The 14,938-nt window shown below is 41.4% G+C and carries 14 protein-coding genes and 1 other RNA gene; 13 read left to right on the forward strand and 2 right to left on the reverse strand.

The genetic code is table 11. The features are described 5' to 3' along the window. Window positions 1-53: 53 nt before the first annotated feature. Both ffs and EGM47_RS13375 read left to right on the forward strand, forming a co-directional pair. An RNA gene (ffs, locus tag EGM47_RS13370) (signal recognition particle sRNA small type) lies at window positions 54-153 on the forward strand. Between the two features lie 45 nt (window positions 154-198). Beyond that, window positions 199-1,002 (forward strand): SDR family oxidoreductase, encoded by an 804-nt coding sequence (locus tag EGM47_RS13375; protein ID WP_124981337.1) that lies wholly within the window; start codon window positions 199-201, stop codon window positions 1,000-1,002. Window positions 1,003-1,018: 16 nt separating this feature from the next. Here EGM47_RS13375 and EGM47_RS13380 read toward each other — a convergent pair whose 3' ends face one another. Further along, window positions 1,019-1,900: a sterol desaturase family protein gene (locus EGM47_RS13380; protein ID WP_124981338.1), complete on the reverse strand. Its 882-nt coding sequence runs from the start codon at window positions 1,898-1,900 to the stop codon at window positions 1,019-1,021. Window positions 1,901-2,038: 138 nt separating this feature from the next. Between EGM47_RS13380 and EGM47_RS13385 the strand changes: the two genes are divergently transcribed. The 9 genes from EGM47_RS13385 (at window position 2,039) to EGM47_RS13425 (ending at window position 10,719) form a co-directional block, all read left to right on the forward strand. Beyond that, window positions 2,039-3,742, forward strand: a complete 1,704-nt coding sequence (locus EGM47_RS13385; protein WP_124981339.1) for an alpha-amylase family glycosyl hydrolase — start codon at window positions 2,039-2,041, stop codon at window positions 3,740-3,742. A 186-nt stretch (window positions 3,743-3,928) separates the two neighbouring features. Then, window positions 3,929-5,059 carry a DUF2891 domain-containing protein gene (locus EGM47_RS13390; protein ID WP_124981340.1) on the forward strand — a complete coding sequence of 377 codons (1,131 nt, stop codon included), beginning with the start codon at window positions 3,929-3,931 and terminating at the stop codon, window positions 5,057-5,059. Continuing rightward, window positions 5,040-6,233: an Nramp family divalent metal transporter gene (locus tag EGM47_RS13395; protein ID WP_124981341.1), complete on the forward strand. Its 1,194-nt coding sequence runs from the start codon at window positions 5,040-5,042 to the stop codon at window positions 6,231-6,233. Before EGM47_RS13390 ends, EGM47_RS13395 begins: the two co-directional genes overlap by 20 nt. Next, the gene (locus EGM47_RS13400; RefSeq protein ID WP_124981342.1) at window positions 6,230-6,973 is read left to right on the forward strand and encodes a LamB/YcsF family protein; all 744 of its coding nucleotides are present in this window, start codon (window positions 6,230-6,232) and stop codon (window positions 6,971-6,973) included. Before EGM47_RS13395 ends, EGM47_RS13400 begins: the two co-directional genes overlap by 4 nt. A 37-nt stretch (window positions 6,974-7,010) precedes the next feature. Continuing rightward, window positions 7,011-7,679: a 5-oxoprolinase subunit B family protein gene (locus tag EGM47_RS13405; protein WP_124981343.1), complete on the forward strand. Its 669-nt coding sequence runs from the start codon at window positions 7,011-7,013 to the stop codon at window positions 7,677-7,679. Then, entirely contained in the window at window positions 7,669-8,520 is an 852-nt protein-coding gene (locus EGM47_RS13410; RefSeq protein ID WP_124981344.1) for a 5-oxoprolinase subunit C family protein, read from the forward strand. The genes EGM47_RS13405 and EGM47_RS13410 overlap by 11 nt, the downstream gene beginning before the upstream one ends. Before the next feature lie 156 nt (window positions 8,521-8,676). Next, window positions 8,677-9,678, forward strand: a complete 1,002-nt coding sequence (locus EGM47_RS13415) for a YihY/virulence factor BrkB family protein (protein ID WP_124981345.1) — start codon at window positions 8,677-8,679, stop codon at window positions 9,676-9,678. A 92-nt stretch (window positions 9,679-9,770) separates the two neighbouring features. Further along, a complete protein-coding gene (locus EGM47_RS13420) occupies window positions 9,771-10,271 on the forward strand; it encodes a pyridoxamine 5'-phosphate oxidase family protein (protein ID WP_124981346.1) in 501 nt (166 codons plus the stop codon). A 13-nt stretch (window positions 10,272-10,284) separates the two neighbouring features. Next, the gene (locus EGM47_RS13425) at window positions 10,285-10,719 is read left to right on the forward strand and encodes a hemerythrin domain-containing protein (protein WP_124981347.1); all 435 of its coding nucleotides are present in this window, start codon (window positions 10,285-10,287) and stop codon (window positions 10,717-10,719) included. 105 nt (window positions 10,720-10,824) lie between these two features. Here EGM47_RS13425 and EGM47_RS13430 read toward each other — a convergent pair whose 3' ends face one another. Then, window positions 10,825-12,228: an exonuclease domain-containing protein gene (locus EGM47_RS13430; RefSeq protein ID WP_240642469.1), complete on the reverse strand. Its 1,404-nt coding sequence runs from the start codon at window positions 12,226-12,228 to the stop codon at window positions 10,825-10,827. A 138-nt stretch (window positions 12,229-12,366) separates the two neighbouring features. On the opposite strand from EGM47_RS13430, the gene EGM47_RS13435 reads away from it, so the two are divergent. Together EGM47_RS13435 and EGM47_RS13440 are read left to right on the forward strand one after the other, a co-directional pair. Next, window positions 12,367-14,100, forward strand: coding sequence for a tetratricopeptide repeat-containing sensor histidine kinase (locus tag EGM47_RS13435; protein ID WP_124981348.1), 1,734 nt, complete (start codon window positions 12,367-12,369; stop codon window positions 14,098-14,100). A 4-nt stretch (window positions 14,101-14,104) separates the two neighbouring features. Further along, entirely contained in the window at window positions 14,105-14,860 is a 756-nt protein-coding gene (locus EGM47_RS13440) for a LytR/AlgR family response regulator transcription factor (protein ID WP_124981349.1), read from the forward strand. The last annotated feature ends 78 nt before the right edge of the window (window positions 14,861-14,938 follow it).

Consider the following 14,938-nt stretch of genomic DNA (forward strand, 5'->3'; position numbering starts at 1 on the left):
AAATGCTCGCCAAAAACCTTTGGAGAACTTAAACAAGACACTATATTTGCACCGGGCAAGTCCTACACAACCAGCTCCTGCTGAACTCCTCCAGGGCGGGAACGCAGCAAAGGTAAGCGGTCGTAGCGGTGTGATGTAGGTAGCTTGCCTTTTTTTATGCCCTTTACTCAAATTTAAGTATCTGATATTTAGTTATTTATGAAAAAGGTAGTTCTGGTTACCGGTGGTTCTTCTGGTATTGGTAAATCTATTGCAATGTATTTACAGGAAAAATCTTATGTCGTTTATGGTACCAGCAGGACCCCCTCGCGTTATCCTGACAGTCCTTTTCCTTTATTAGAGATGGACGTTCAGAATGAAACTTCCATCGCCCGCGCGGTGAACGAATTGATTTCGGCAGAGTCGCAAATTGATATTTTAATCAACAATGCCGGCGTTGGGATCACGGGACCTATGGAGGAAACACCCATCAGCGAGGTGATGAAAGCCATGGACACTAACTTTTACGGACCGCTCAGGGTATTACAGGCTGTCCTGCCACATATGCGTTCTCAAGCAGCTGGACGCATAATCAACATTACCAGTATCGCAGGTTATATGGGTTTACCCTATCGCGGTATTTACAGTGCTAGTAAAGGCGCACTAGAGATTGCCACGGAAGCCTACCGGATGGAATGCGCCCATTTGGGGATTCATTTTAGTAATGTTGCTCCGGGTGATTTTGCCACTAATATTGCAGCAGGCCGATTCCATGCGCCTATCGTAGAGGGAAGTGATTATGAAAAAGGCTACGCACATACTTTACAATTGATCGATGAGCATGTAGACGATGGGAATGATCCCATTGAGGTAGCTCAAAAAATCCATCAAATTCTTCAGGAGAAAAATCCTGGAATTCATTATAAAGTGGGTAGTTTTTTACAGAAATTCTCAATCGTTCTTAAGAAAATCCTTCCCGAGAAGCAGTACGAGAAGATGCTGAAAAAACATTACGGCATTTAAAGTCCTTGCCTAACTGTTATTCTGAGCTTTTGCTTTTAAACGGCTCTAACAACTGATGGCCAAAACTTTCTGGGTAGTCTTCGTCACCGGGAAATCCTAATTCCAAGTCTGGATCGTGATAGGGTAGGTGAGCTGTTCCAAAGAGGTAATCCCAAAGGCTCAAGGACAATCCGTAATTTACTCCATATTTCTGACCTTGAGGTAGTTTTCTGGCGTGATGCCACAAATGCATTTTAGGATTGTTGAACACGTACTTTAAGGGCCCGTAGTCCCAGTTGAGGTTGGCATGGTTTAAATGTCCAATCAGCACGGCGATCATATGTACTACAATAAACTGCTGAATACCAAAGCCGATCATGGCCAAGGGAAGATACTGCAAACTTTTATAGATCAAGGTTTCCATAAAATGAAATCGAAACTGCGCAGCAAAGCCCATTTCCTTAACGCTGTGGTGCACCTTATGGAATTCCCATAACCAAGACACGCGATGTAGCAATCGGTGGATATTCCATTGAATAAAGTCGGCGATAACAAACATAGTTAACAATTGAAGCCATATGGGCCATTGATCCACTTGTACGGCAACAATATTTTCAATTCCTATACTAGCCAGTCCATCATTAAATAATTCTACTACCACATCTGACAAGGCATTATAACCTACCAATGAAAACAGAAAAAAATTAAAAAACAGGTAAAACAGATCCAGCCAGAAGTCTTTTCGGATGACCCTTTGTTGTTTGCGCCAGGGCAAGACAATCTCTAATAGAAATACCAGGAAACTCAAGCCTATTAACCAATAAAAATAGTTGGTCCATGAAGGATCGATCAGTTCATTCCACAGATACCGGGCATAGCCGACAAAAGAATCTTTAAAAATTTGGAAATATTTCTCCATGAGCATATGGTCGTTTACGAGGGTACAAAATTACCACTCTTGGACAGGTTTTACTACAACGTTGTATTTGTTTTCATTGTGGTTTGTGTTGACTGTTTTTTTGTAACACTTATTTTTAGGGCTATCTAAGCGTGTATTATGAAAAGATTATTTGTGCTACTAATGGCTTGTACCTTGACTTTGGCTTGTAAAGAACAAGAAAAAAATGCCAATGATATTTCTGGGGAACAAGCTTCTAATCAAGCCAATGCAGATACCTTTGATTGGGGATCAGCCAACTTATATTTTTTGTTAACCGACAGGTTTTTTAATGGCGACCCTACTAATGACCAATTGATTAAAAGAGATCTGCCTACGGGAACTTTGAGAGGTTTTCAAGGTGGGGACTTTGCTGGGATCAGCCAAAAACTCGATGAAGGATATTTTGAAAAACTTGGTGTCAATGCAATTTGGATTACACCAATTTGGGAGCAGATCCATGGCGGTGTAGATGAAGGAACTGGCTATTCTTATGGTTTTCACGGGTATTGGGCCAAGGATTGGACGACTACAGAACCCAGCTATGGAACCATTGAAGAATATCAAGAAATGGTAGATAAAGCCCATGCCCAGGGAATCCGAGTGTTGATGGATGTAGTGCTGAACCATACCGGTCCAGTTACGGATCAAGACCCGCAATGGCCTGAGGAATGGGTGCGTACTGGACCAGTTTGCACGTATCAAGATCAATCAACAGCAGTTACCTGCACACTGACAAATAATCTACCGGATATACGAACGGAAAGTTCTGAACCTGTTGATTTACCACCGTCTTTAGCGGCAAAATGGAAGAAAGAGGGGAGGTACGAGAAGGAATTGAGCGAATTGGATGCATTTTTTGAACAAAGCGGATTGGCACGTACACCAGTCAATTACATCATCAAATGGATCACTGATTACGCCCGTGAAACTGGCGTGGATGGATTCCGAGTGGATACGGTCAAGCATGTGGAAGAAGAAGTCTGGGCGACCTTGAACGAACAAGCAAGATTGGCTTACCAAGAGTGGAGAGATAACAATCCGAACAAGGTTTATCACAACGATGAGTTTTTTATTGTGGGAGAATTGTACAACTATGAAGTTGCCAATGGACGCGAATTTGGTTTTTCAGACGGGCCAGTAGATTACTTTGATTACGGTTATGACGCCATGATTAACTTTGGCTTTAAGCGGGAGGCAACGATGCCTTACGAACAACTTTTTGCCACCTACGACAAGTACCGAGATAGCCTACAAGCTGCTTCAGAAGATCAGCAAATCTACTTCATGAACTATATTAGTTCGCACGACGACGGTCAACCCTTTGACCCCAATCGTGAAAAGACCTATGAATCGGCTACTAAACTCTTGCTTTCACCAGGAATGGCGCAAATCTACTATGGAGATGAGACAGGAAGATCGCTTGTGGTCCCTAATGCAGTAGGAGACGCCACGTTGAGATCGGTAATGGAATGGCCAGTACAGAATACTCAACTATTGTCACACTGGCAGAAACTAGGGCAATTCAGAAAAGCACATCCAGCGGTAGGCGCAGGAGATCATTTTGCCCTGAATCACGACGGAGAAGGTACCATTGCCGCAAGATTCTATGAGAAGGATGGTGTGCGGGACGATGTGATCATTGGTGCCGGATTACCTGAAGGAATGATTAGTATTGATGTGCGTAAGGTATTTCCAAACGCTAAAACGCTTTATAACGCTTACACCCATCAAGAACTGGCTGTAGAAAATGGATATATAAAGACTTCATCCGAAAATGGGGTGGTTTTATTGGAAGTTCCACGAGCTAATATCGAAGGTTGAGTCAAATAATCACTGTCATTATTGATGACTATTTATAACGCGTTCTGAAATTTAGGCTTAGCTTGAGTTGACAACAATTGCTGCCTTTAAATTATTATAGCTGTTCTCAACAATTACTTGCCCGGATGCTTCATGAAAATTGATTTGAGAGACAAAGCTTACCTTTAGGTTTTTCAACAACAATCCATGAAGAAAATTTTATATCTCCTGTTTTTGATCTTACTGGTAAGTTGCGGACAAGAGCACCAGTCCAAAGAATTACAAATTCATCAGGGCCAACCCACAGATTCAATTCCCACTCCGGTTTTGACGCTGGAGCAAGGCAACAAGCTAGCTGCATTGCCTTTGCATTGTCTGGAAACTGAATACCCCAACAAAATGGGACACGTGACGGCTTCACCGACAGACCAAAAGCGACCTAGCGAGCAACACCCTGTTTTTTATGGTTGTTTTGATTGGCACAGCGCTGTACACGGCTATTGGAGTGCGGTAAGCCTGCTAAAATCTTTTCCAGAATTAGAATCAAGAGCAGCGCTTAGATCTATCATCGATAAACATTTGACCCCAGAAAATATTGAAGTAGAGATAGCTTATTTCCATACGAAGCAAAACACCACTTTTGAGCGTACCTATGGTTGGGCCTGGTTGTTAAAATTACAACAGGAACTGGATACCTGGGATGATCCACAAGCCCATCAATGGTCGGGAAATCTACAACCGCTCACCGATCTAATTATTCAACGATATAGTGAATACCTACCTAAATTGCAATATGCCATTCGCGTGGGAGAACATTCCAATACCGCTTTTGGGATGGTGTTTGCTTGGGATTATGCCCAACACAAGCAACTGAATGATTTTCAAGCTGTCTTAAAACAAAAAGCACTGGAGTTTTATAGAGAAGATCAGGATTGCCCGATTTCCTGGGAGCCCAGTGGTTATGATTTTTTGTCTCCCTGTCTTGAAGAAGTTGATTTGATGCGTCGCCTGTTGCCTGAGAGCGAGTTCCATAACTGGTTGGTTAAATTTTTACCAGGTATTCAGGATGGTCGGCTTGATATAGAGATCGGAAAAATCGCCGATCGAACAGACGGAAAGCTAGTGCATCTAGATGGACTGAACCTCAGTCGTGCCTGGGTTTTGTACGGTCTTGCTGCGCAATATCCGAAATATTCATCACTGATGGACCAGGCAGATCTTCATCTTTCACATACGCTACCCAATCTGGTAGCCGATGATTATGCGGGTGGACACTGGCTAGGCAGTTTTGCGATATATGCCTTGCAAAATGCAAAGAATGCTCAGGAAAATATTTAAAAATATTGGACCAGCCACACTGGTAACTGCCGCGTTTGTTGGTCCTGGAACCATCACTGTCTGTACGCTTGCTGGGGCTCAATTCGGCTACAGTCTGTTATGGGCGATGCTGCTTTCTATCATCGCTACCATCATATTACAGGAAATGGCAGCCAGACTAGGATTGGTAACACAAAAAGGGCTACCAGAACTTATGAATAGTTCGGTGCCTTCTAAATTTTTACGTTTTATACTGATGGGATTGGTACTACTCGCTATTGCTGTGGGAAATGCGGCCTATGAAGCCGGTAATATCAGTGGTGGTAGTTTGGGATTAGAAGCTATATTTGGTAAGCAATGGTGTTTTCCTACGTTGGTAGGTTTGATGGCTTTTATTCTACTGTGGACTGGCAGTTATAAAATCCTAGAACGTGTACTGATGGGACTGGTAGTATTGATGGGAGTTTCTTTTATCGCCACTGCTATTGCGATTGGTCCAGAATTAGGTCCATTGATCCAAGGTTTATTGATCCCAAAAATTCAGTCCGCTAATTTCGTTACTGTTGTGGCCTTGGTAGGAACGACTGTGGTTCCCTATAATTTATTTCTACATGCTGCTTTGGTAAAAGAAAAGTGGAACAACACCTCTGATCTTAGGGCGGTGCGCATGGATACGATTATCAGTGTGGTTCTCGGCGGACTTGTGTCCATGGCTGTGATCGTTGCCGCTAGCGCCTTACAGGGAAGCAGTTTAGAAAATGCGGTAGACCTGGCCAGTGCGTTGGAACCTGTTTATGGAACTTGGGCCACTTATGTGTTCTCGATTGGCATTTTGGCCGCTGGCATTACTAGTGCGATCACTGCCCCCTTGGCTGCGGCTTATGTAGTAAAAGGTTTTGCAGGTTGGAATGGAGGCCTCAAAGATTTTAGGTTTAAAGCCGTCTGGATAATTATCCTGGTACTTGGTGTGGTGTTTTCAAGTCTGGGTTGGAAGCCTATCAAAGTTATACAACTTGCCCAGGTTGCCAATGGTCTTCTTTTGCCCATTATTGCACTGATCTTGGTTTGGTTGGTCAATCTCAAACTACTCGGACGATATAGAAACAATATTTGGCTTAACCTAGCGGCTATTGTTACTGTTGGTATAGCGTTGGCTTTGGGTATTAAAACATTGATCAAGGTGTTTCAAGGATGAGATGGAATATTGACATCAACTGCGATTTAGGGGAAGGCCTGGAAAATGAGTCCCAGATAATGCCTTACATCAGCTCGTGTAATATCGCTTGCGGCGGTCATGCTGGTGATACAACCAGTATCCATAGATGTTTGAAACTAGCTAAGCAACATTCCGTAAAAGTTGGGGTCCATCCTTCTTTTGAGGATCGAGCGCATTTTGGTAGGCGTATGCTAGAGATATCAGAATCCCGCTTTCGCGAAAGCGTCACACAACAAATCCATCTTTTTTTACAAGAAGTCAATGTGCTGGAAATGGATTTTCACCACATTAAAATGCACGGAGCACTTTACCATGCTACGGCAAATCAAACTCATTATGCCAATTGGTTGGTACGCCTGATGAAGGATCAATTTCATGATATACCGCTCTATTTACCACCCGGATCCCTGTTGGAACAATTATGTTTGAATGAGGGAATTGCCTATTTTAAGGAAGGTTTTGCCGACAGAGCTTATCAAGGTGCTAGATCGCTGGTTTCCAGAGGTGAGAATGGCGCTGTTTTAAGTGATGCTCAAGCAGTTATTAACCAAATTAGCTCTATGGTGATTGATCAACAAGTTCAATTACATTCAGGGAACAAAATAGATCTTGAGGTAGATACAATATGTTTACACGGCGATCATTTAGAAACAGTCAACCAGTTACCCTATATCATGGAGGAGTTACAAAAAAGAGATATTTATCTTGACAAAGCCTGAAGCCACATATCACCGGTATAGCAATTGCTCTATATTGATGCAATGGAGTCTTGGATCTGGTGATATTCTTCCCTGGAGATTGATGATGGAACAAGAAGTAGTCAGGCAAGTGGATCTCAAACCTATCATCAATCATGGGGCGGTTTCCCTGTTGTTCTATTGGCCTGTAGAAATTTGCCTCAACCAAATGATCGGGCAGTTGCAGCAGATTTATCTCCAGATGTCATCACCCTTATCGTTGAATCCGCGAACTTGGGAATTCCCAGTGTGGTACGATATTGAGCATCCAGATTTTCAAACCGTTTTGTCGCATACAAAGTGGTCAGCCGAGGAATTGATAAAAGCACACTGCCAAAGGTTTTACCGGGTAGAATTTTTAGGGTTTTTGCCAGGCTTCCCTTATTTGTCAGGATTAGACCCCAAGTTGTCGCTTTCGCGAAAGCGAACACCCGAACGATCTATAGCACCAGGAACCGTTGCTATTGCCAACAACTACTGTGGTATCTACCCCAATGAAAGTCCGGCGGGTTGGTATGCTTTAGGACGTTGCCCGGTCAAACTCTTTGAACCCGACGATTCATCTCCCATGGTATTGTCGACAGGAGATCAATTGATTTTTAAGCCTGTGTCTGCATCAACTTACTCACAATTAAAACAGCAAAGGGTTGACCCGAATAGCTTTATAAAACAGGCGGATGAAAAGTGAGATGAAAGTATTGGAAGCTGGGTTCTATTCCAGTATACAGGATTTGGGGCGCGAAAACTACAGATATGGTGGAGTTCCCCATGCTGGTGCGATGGATCAACAGGCTATGAGACAAGCCAATGCCTTGTTGGGGAATAGGGAAGGAGATGCTGTACTGGAAATGACGCTCAAAGGTGGTCGCTTTCTTTTTTCGCATCCGACCTGGATCTCGGTAGTGGGAGCTAAGACTGTGGTTCGATTGAATAAGCAGGTGATTGATACGCTTCAGCCCATCCAGATCTCGGAAGCTGACTTGTTGGAGATAGATAATTTGAAGAACGGCAATTTTATTTATTTGGCTATCGCTGGCGGTTTTCAAACGGCTGAAGTGCTGGGGAGTAGATCATTCTATCTAGGAATCACCGATGACGCCCAACTAACGGATGGTCAATCGCTCCAGTACAGAGGCAATACTCCTCATGAAATTCATCCAACTACCCAATACCGTGAACCCCATCAAGGTCAAAGTTTGACTTGTTACGCCGGACCAGAGTTTCAGCTCTTGGATCGTAAACTGCAGATCAAATTATTGGGTCAGGGATTTAAGCTCGGTAGGTCCTGGAACAGAATGGCTTTTCAACTTCAAGAAAAACTACACAATGAGCTAGAGGCCATACCCAGTGGTCCGGTACTTCCAGGAACGGTCCAACTTACACCAGATGGGCAATTGATCATTCTGATGCGGGATGCCCAGACGACTGGTGGTTATCCCAGAGTTTTACAACTGACTGACAAAGCGATTGATCAATTGAGTCAGACCACTCAGGGGCAAACCATACAATTTGTTATTCAATCCATCTGATCAAGTTTATACATCATTAGGATGTGAAAAGTATACGAAATGAATGATCATAGGTTCTGTTTTTATGGTCTATCAGCTAGCTCACAATATTGTGATTAAGTTAAACTAAATCTAATCTTGAAGTATTTGGGTTGGGCTGTCTTTATTTTGTGAGGAATGAAAGCCAACGTACAAAAATTCAAGTGGAGCCACCTTCCTTCCTTGTTGTGGAAAAGTGCCAAGCAATGGAACCAAGACGATGTCTGGCAGCTCAGTGCTAGTGTGGCTTACTATGCCATACTTGCGCTGCCAGGACTTTTGGTCATTATCATTAGCGTAGTAGGTGCGGTCTGGGATACGGAAATAGCTACCGGTAGACTTACATCAGAGTTGGCTTCCTTGATCGGTTATGATGCTGCCGAGGATATCAACAACATCATGAAAGCCGCCCGTAGCGATGAAGATGGCTGGATCGCTAACATTATTGGTATCGCTACTTTACTATTTGGTGCGACCGGTGTTTTTTACCAACTCCAATTAGCACTCAACCAAATCTGGAAGCTCAAGATCAATCCCAAAACTCCTTGGTGGAAAATACTGACTGATAGAGCCAAAAGTTTTGGTTTTATTCTGGTGCTTGGTTTTCTAATCCTTATCAGTTTTCTACTATCTGCATTGATCGGTATACTTCAGGATTATATCACAGAAAACTTTGCTGAATACCTGGGAAGAATAGCTCTGTTTATCAACTTTGTACTTTCCTTAGGCATTATAAGCCTGCTCTTTGGTTTAATGTTTAGGTATTTACCAGATGCCTTGGTCAAATGGAAGCTTATCTGGCCAGGGGCTATTCTGACGGCAACCCTATTTGAAACCGGTAAATTTTTACTGGAATTTTATTTTACCAATTCATCACCTGCCAGTGCTTATGGTGCGGCAGGCCTTGTGGTGTTATTGCTATTATGGGTATCTTATTCTTGTCTGATTTTATTCTTTGGCGCCGAGTTTATCAAGACCTACGTGGACCGCTATGGCAATGGCATCAAACCCAGTTCAAAAGCGGTGAAATTCAAGGAAGAATTGATCGTTGTAGAAAAAGGCAAGGATGTCCAGCAGAGAGACATCACCGATATCGAAAAAAAAGATGAGCACTCCCTACAATCTCAACAAAAAACTTAATCTCCTGTTCTCTGTCATATCCTAAATTCCGGTTAATTGGTCTTTTATTAGGAGAATTCTCTCAGATGCTCAAGTATTTTTAAAATAAAAAAATGAGCAAGAAAGATCTTACAGAATCAGAGGCTTTAGAGCAATACCTGGAATTGGCCAGAGACATTAATACGGCTATGATGCTCACAGGACTCGGGCAAGAGCCTGTTCCTGCAATTCCTATGAGCCCAAAAGAAATCAAAGATGATGGGCGTGTCTTTTTTATCAGTAAATCTACCAGTGAGCATAATCAAAACTTGGAAAAAAGTTCTGCCACTCAACTTATTTTCGCTGATGTATCCTCTAAGCAATTTCTGAGCGTTTATGGTCGCACCCAAATCTCAACTGATGCAGGTTTGATTGATAAGTATTACGGAAACTTAGACAATAACTGGTTTGATGGAAAGGATGATCCAACCATCACGGTGTTGGAATTCAAACCTGAAGACGGACATTACTGGGATACGAAAACCAATGCCCTGGTAACTTTAGCTAAACTCAGTTACACCGCAGTTAGTGGTAATCCTACCAATATCGGAGAATCGGGAGACCTCAATTTATAAAAACCAAATGAACATGAATATTTTTGAAGCCTTAAGAGAAGACCACGAAATCCAAAGAGACTTAATTGATAAATTGGTCAATACCTCTGGTAAAACTGATTTGCGGAAAAATATGTTTGAAAAACTTAAACATGAACTCGCGATACATGCCGATGCAGAAGAGCGGCATTTTTATATTCCATTAATTGATGCTGATCTTACTCAGGAAAAAGCCAGACATAGTATTGCTGAACATCATGAAATGGACGAACTGGTAGAAAAGCTAGAGGAAACCGATATGGACAGCAGCGCATGGTTGACCTATATGAAACAGCTGGCCGAAAAGGTAGAACACCACCTGGACGAAGAAGAACAAGAAGTATTTCAATTGGCCGGGAAAGCCCTGACTGAAAAAGAAAAAACTGAATTGGCCCAAACCTACCAAAAGGAAATTAAGGAACATAGATAGCTGAATTGCATTTATCTATTTGAAGACCTTGTCAGCATGAATACTAAATTCAATGTTGGACAAGGTCTATTTTTGTTTTTACTCATTCTCATTCAACGCTCTAATTCAAGCGATTGTTTCGGGAATCGTATCGATCACTTGCCCAGTACCATATTTGTTGAGATAGGATCTAATGATCTGGTTGGTATGATAGGTAGCTTGTTTGCGATCCAAATGGGTTTCAAAATCCTCAAGGCCTTCAAGACCCTCAGCTGAATCTACAAATCCATAACCTTGGTACTCACCAGCCTTTATGAGTACAAAACAAAGTTCGTCCTCGGATCGACCCGGCTGCTGTATCACGTAATTGGGATTTTGATTCTGGAGTGAAGCAATGGCCTGTTGTGCTCTTATATTGTAAAGAGACACCAGTTCTTCCTCCCGGCAGACCCCTTTACAACTTTTGATTTTGTAGTGGCCAGTGCAATCAGCGGGCGTTTTAAAACTACAATACCTGGGGCAGAGTTGAAAATCCAGGCATAGTTGCTCCAATTGCTCTACTGCATGCGCCCGATCAAAGTGGGTGACCATGGTACAATCATAAGATTTGACCAAACCAACAGCAAATTGTATGAGTCCGCGCTGGTTTTTGTAATGCAGAATTTGGTAGGCTCTTCTGGGCTTTTTTTGAGCGGCGTTGAATTTAGGATAATAATGCCTGATCAGATCAGCCTCTTGTAATAAAGCTACGAGTTCGCTTCCGGTAGGAATATGCTCGATATGATAAATTTCCTGGCACATGAGATAGGCTTTACTTGATTTGGAGTAAAAATGGGACAACACTCTTTTTCTCAAATTGATTGCCTTACCTACATAAATAACCTTATGGCTTTTATTTTTAAAAAGATAAACACCCGGTGCATCCGGTAGATCGTTAAATTGTCTGCGATCCAAATGGGGAGGAAAGGTTCCTTCTTTATTCGTCCCCTTAAGGAATTGGGCAAAAGTTTTTCCATCAGCATCCAGACCTAGAAGTTTTTGAAATAAGATGACGGTAGCGTCTGTATCTCCTTCGGCGCGGTGGCGATTTTCCAAACCAATCCCTAAGCCATTGCACAACCTCCCCAGGCTATACGAAGGCATTCCGGGTATTAGCTTTCGCGAAAGCCTTACCGTACAGAGCTTTTTACGCCTAAAGTCCCTGTTCAATCTTTTGAATTCATTGCGCAGAATATTATAGTCAAAGTTGACATTATGGGCCACAAAAATACAATCTCGGGTCATGCGTTCGATCTCGTCAGCCACTTCAGAAAAAAGCGGTGCGCTCGCAACCATCTCATTATCAATACCCGTTAGTCGGGTGATAAAGTCTGGGATCAGAACTTCAGGATCGATAAGGCTGGTGAATTTTTCTTCAATTTGATCGCCCAGCATTCGCACCACGCATATTTCAGTAATACGGTTACCGCTCAACTTGTTCCCTGTGGTTTCAATATCTACCACGCAATAATATTCCTCCTGTAGCTCCAATGAATCAAATGTGTTTTTGGAAATGTTCCAAAATTATGGAATAATTCCTAATATTTGTTTCACATCAAGGAATAAATTTAATTAAAGTTTGATTTTTAACAGAATCATGTTTTAATTGCAAGGGTCAGCAAAATTCCTATGAATCATCCAACCAACATCTATTTATTGGGCATACTTATGCTCTTTTTGCAGAATTGCAGTGAGCATGATGTGAACTCATCAGATGTCGGCCAAACGAAAGCTGACATGGAGTCTTCTACGACAGATACATCCATTGCCCTTTCAGCAAAGAAAGACAGTATAAAGTGGATGCTGAGAAATTTTAATAGGTGTGAATCAATCGCCCCTTCAAATTGTACCAAACAGTTCAGCGACCTGTTTGGTATTTACCTTAATAAAGGTCAATATGGAGATGCTCTATCGCTCGTCCTGTCTTTTGAGGCAAAGAATTTAAATGATACTTTGGACCAACGCAAATGGTCTTTATATAGCAAAATTGCTTTATATAATCAAATGGGTAACTTCCAGGAGTCATTGAAATTCAATGATTCTCTTCAAGTTTTGAGCAAACATTTTGAAAATGAAGGAATTCTAATTTATGCCATGAGAAATCGGGCCATGCTTTATCAAAAGCTAGGGAATCCAGAAAAATCTTATCGTATTTTAGATAGTTTATTATATTCTAATGAGAGATTGGATGATTTTCAAAAGACTCAATTAATCAATGATTTGGGCATGTATGCTTTTTATATAGGCAATTACAATATGGCTATCAATCATTACCGTACAAGTTTTGAATTGTCTAAAGGACGAGCCGACCGCGCAGAATTTAAGGGATTGTATCATGCCAATTCTGCCGAGGCGTATATCGAACTTAAAGATTACACTGCCGCTACTCGTCACTTGGATTCGTTTTATTCTTTGGACCAAAGCCTTATTCCTTATCCCCTAAGAAAGAGCGTGTTCAAATACGAATTGAGATTGGCCAAAGCAGAAGATTGGGGGAATGAACGTACTGAACAATTACTAGACAAGTTATCTAAGGATCAACAACAATTTTATGAAGATCGATACAAAAAAGAGTTGGATGCTCTAAGTTTGGAAAAGGAAAAAACACAAAAGCTCTTCATTGAAAAGCAAGAAGTCATAGTTAACAGATTGGAACAGCGGAACAGATTTTTCCTTTTAGGAGGAATTTTGATTCTATTAATTGTTGGTATCTTTTTTAACAATTACAGGCAGAGAAAAGAACACCAAGTGGATGTGTTACTCAATCAACAACGATTGCTAAGAACGCAGATGAACCCTCATTTTATTTTTAATACATTAAGTAGCCTACATCATTTGATTGAAACAAATAGTGGGCAAGCCTCTAAGTATGTACTTCGCTTTTCTCGTCTATTGAGAAGGGTCTTACAAAACTCTATGAACAATGAGGTTTTATTATCAGATGAGTTGAGTGTGATTAAAGATTATCTCAATCTACAACAATTAAGATTCCCCCATCGATTTAAATACAGCTTATTTGTCGACGAAAGAATTGAAACTGAGATGGTATCAATACCTCCTATGCTCATTCAGCCTTTTGTGGAGAATGCATTGGAACATGGATTCGGTCAGATAAGTCATGTAGGTCATGTACAGATTGCGGTGAAAATGGATCACAACCAGCCAGAACGATTTATCACTTGTATAATAACCGATGATGGAAGTGGATTGAGAACCCATAGTAAAAAAGGCTTTAAATCCACTTCAATTCAATTGATTTCAGATTTTTTAAAAAAAAGAACAGGTCAGGAGGTAAAAATCATAAATAAAGACCCAGATTGCGGGACTGGCGTTATCGTAGAACTTAAAATTCCAATCACCTAAACATATGTCCTTAAAACTTGTAAGTATTGATGATGAAAAATATATTCGGGATACTTTAATACACCAAGTGCAAAGTTTGTTTCCCGGAGTAGTGGAGGTTGCCGGTCAGGCCGAAAGTGTTGAAACAGGTAAGCAACTTATAATTGAGGTAAATCCTGATATTGTGTTGTTGGATATTGAATTGGGAGACGGTAGCGCCTTTGATCTACTGAACGCTCTCCCTAATACAATGTTTGAATTGATTTTTGTGACTGGGTATGATCAGCACGCGATTGAGGCCATCAGGTTGGGAGCTCTTGATTACATTCTGAAGCCTATTGATCCTGAGGAATTGCAAAATGCCATGGATCAGGCGATTATTAATGCCAGGGGCAAGCGTCAAGATATTCAGAAAATCTTAGGGGTGGCACAAAATTTTTATGCCAAAAGAAAAAAGCAAAACATTGTCCTTAAGACGCTAGAAGGTACTCATATACTGGAGATAAATAAGATTATGTATTGTAGTAGCGAGGGAAATTATACCACTTTTTACCTTGAAGATGAAACAAGTATCATGATTTCTAAACCACTAAAGTTTGCGGTGGAGCTTTTGCCTGAGGCGTATTTTGTGCGATGCCAACAATCCTATTTGGTCAATGTTCATTACGTCGGTAAACTGGTCAACGCTGGTTCACTTATTTTAAAAAATGGCACAGAGATTCCGGTATCGGGAGCGAGAAAAGAACAAGTATTTCAATCTATACTAAATAAAATGAATTGAGATCCATGGAATTTGCAACCAGCTCCAAGTTATTTGAATTAGCTCAAGGGAGCATAAGAATACCTCCTATCTTTACTA

The sequence above is a fragment of the Nonlabens xiamenensis genome, from assembly GCF_003865345.1.
Lineage (GTDB): Bacteria > Bacteroidota > Bacteroidia > Flavobacteriales > Flavobacteriaceae > Nonlabens > Nonlabens xiamenensis.

Bases quoted from the DNA above. Each gene is read 5' to 3' on its own strand.
- EGM47_RS13375 (WP_124981337.1), top strand. From the start codon at position 199: ATGAAAAAGGTAGTTCTGGTTACCGGTGGTTCTTCTGGTATTGGTAAA.
- EGM47_RS13380 (WP_124981338.1), bottom strand. From the start codon at position 1,900: ATGGAGAAATATTTCCAAATTTTTAAAGATTCTTTTGTCGGCTATGCC.
- EGM47_RS13385 (WP_124981339.1), top strand. From the start codon at position 2,039: ATGAAAAGATTATTTGTGCTACTAATGGCTTGTACCTTGACTTTGGCT.
- EGM47_RS13390 (WP_124981340.1), top strand. From the start codon at position 3,929: ATGAAGAAAATTTTATATCTCCTGTTTTTGATCTTACTGGTAAGTTGC.
- EGM47_RS13395 (WP_124981341.1), top strand. From the start codon at position 5,040: ATGCTCAGGAAAATATTTAAAAATATTGGACCAGCCACACTGGTAACT.
- EGM47_RS13400 (WP_124981342.1), top strand. From the start codon at position 6,230: ATGAGATGGAATATTGACATCAACTGCGATTTAGGGGAAGGCCTGGAA.
- EGM47_RS13405 (WP_124981343.1), top strand. From the start codon at position 7,011: ATGCAATGGAGTCTTGGATCTGGTGATATTCTTCCCTGGAGATTGATG.
- EGM47_RS13410 (WP_124981344.1), top strand. From the start codon at position 7,669: ATGAAAAGTGAGATGAAAGTATTGGAAGCTGGGTTCTATTCCAGTATA.
- EGM47_RS13415 (WP_124981345.1), top strand. From the start codon at position 8,677: ATGAAAGCCAACGTACAAAAATTCAAGTGGAGCCACCTTCCTTCCTTG.
- EGM47_RS13420 (WP_124981346.1), top strand. From the start codon at position 9,771: ATGAGCAAGAAAGATCTTACAGAATCAGAGGCTTTAGAGCAATACCTG.
- EGM47_RS13425 (WP_124981347.1), top strand. From the start codon at position 10,285: ATGAATATTTTTGAAGCCTTAAGAGAAGACCACGAAATCCAAAGAGAC.
- EGM47_RS13435 (WP_124981348.1), top strand. From the start codon at position 12,367: ATGAATCATCCAACCAACATCTATTTATTGGGCATACTTATGCTCTTT.
- EGM47_RS13440 (WP_124981349.1), top strand. From the start codon at position 14,105: ATGTCCTTAAAACTTGTAAGTATTGATGATGAAAAATATATTCGGGAT.